Origin of the sequence: Candidatus Phytoplasma pruni, from assembly GCF_013391955.1 — a bacterium.
In the GTDB taxonomy this organism is placed as follows: Bacteria; Bacillota_I; Bacilli_A; order Acholeplasmatales; family Acholeplasmataceae; genus Phytoplasma.
In genome coordinates this window covers 1-1189 of the sequence record NZ_JABUOH010000034.1, presented here as the reverse complement: position 1 = coordinate 1189, position 1189 = coordinate 1, and the positions used below count along the sequence as shown (strand labels likewise).

1 protein-coding gene is annotated in these 1189 nt (G+C 35.4%); it reads left to right on the top strand.

Features of this window, described 5'->3' with window-relative positions:
- Positions 1 to 847 (top strand): DUF2963 domain-containing protein (locus HR065_RS01300; RefSeq protein ID WP_178734119.1); only part of this gene is annotated, 847 nt, incomplete at its 5' end.
- Between the last annotated feature and the right edge of the window lie 342 nt (positions 848 to 1189).

The window sequence follows — 1189 nt, the reverse complement described above, 5'->3', positions numbered from 1 at the left end:
TAACTCAGGGCAAAATGATGCGGGAAAAACTAACGCAAGAAAAAATCAACAAACAACCCAAACACAACCGCCAAAACTTAAACTTAAAGAACCGAAACAAAAACCTATAACATCAAACCAACCCCAACCAGCAGAAAAAGAAGATGTTTCTGACAAAGAAAAAGGCTCGATCCAAAAATCAAAACCAACCATAAACATAGGAAATGAAGGAGAACAACTGGCAAAAACAACACATCGCGACCCTGGAAATATTAAAAAAGATAAAACGGATGATTTTTTAAATAAACATTCCCCTCTCGAAAAAGAGCAAAAACCTAATATCGATGCAAAAAATTCTAACATTGAAATTAGAGAATCTCGCAACACAGATGGAAGTAAAAACATTATTAAATGGGATATAAAAAATCAACAAATAATTCAAAAAAGCTCCTACCATCCCGACGGCTCAATTCGGTCCATCGAGGATTACGACTCCAAAACTGGCAAAAAAACCAAAGACACATGCTATGACGCTGACGGTTTTCTTTGGAGCATCGACGAATACGACCCCAAAACAGGAAAAATAACTAAAACCACTATCTATGAAACCGACGGTCCCCCCAATTGCATAATCGTCTACGATCCCATCACTAACAACTGCACCGAAAAAACCATCTATAATTACGACGGCTCCATTTGGTCCATCGCAGACTACGACCCTCATACTGGCAACCGCATCAAATACACCGAATTCAAGCGCAATGGCTCCATCATATTCGCCTACGACTTCGACCGTCAAACCGGCCAAAAAACAAAATACACCTCCTATAACCCCGACGGTTCCATAAAAGAAATCGAAAATTATTAATCCAGAGCCTATTTATTCTCATAGGGCATTTTTCTTGTAAATGAAAAAACCAAAATTATTGCAAAACAACGTATAATACATTTATGTCTAAAAATAAAAGGAATTTAATGACGAACCAACAATCTCATTTTACCCCCTTTTTTCAACCTCCTAAAAAAATACCCAAAATATTATTAATTATCTTAACTGTTTTAATAATTTCCGGAATCATTTAGGGATTTTCTACTTCTTTATCTTTAATGATTACATTTCCACTCAACAATTGTTTGAAACAAATCAAACAATCAACAATAATCAATTAAGAATCGCTCTCGTTAATATCGCCAAAAAAAACAAAATCAA